The 367-nt window shown below is 63.2% G+C and carries 1 protein-coding gene; it reads left to right on the forward strand.

The window, feature by feature from the left end; genetic code table 11:
• The coding region (locus A3764_RS00790) for a lytic transglycosylase domain-containing protein (RefSeq protein WP_150122021.1) at positions 1–367 on the forward strand (367 nt) is incomplete at both ends.

The raw sequence follows: 367 nt of genomic DNA on the forward strand, positions 1-367 counted from the left end.
CGGTGACATCGACCCGAACCCGCATGGGGCGGGACTCTTTGGCGATGCCGCCGAAACCGTCGAAGAACTGATCATACGCGTCGCGGAAGAAACGCATCGCCGTCCCGGTGTCCGCCGAGCCGGCCTGTCCCAAGTGCAGTGGCGCGCCCTCCTTCAGGCACTGATCTGGCAGGAAAGTCGCTTCTCGATCGGGCTTTACTCTCCGGCCGGCGCCTACGGCCTTACCCAGATCATGCCGGATACGGCAAGCGATCTGGGGATTAATCCCGCCTACTACGCCAGCCCCTACCTGCAGGTCGAAGGCGGTGCACGTTACCTCGACGCCCAACTCCTGACGTTTGACGGCAACATCATCAACGCCCTGGCC

The organism is Sulfitobacter sp. HI0129, assembly GCF_001635395.1.
Taxonomy (GTDB): domain Bacteria; phylum Pseudomonadota; class Alphaproteobacteria; order Rhodobacterales; family Rhodobacteraceae; genus Sulfitobacter.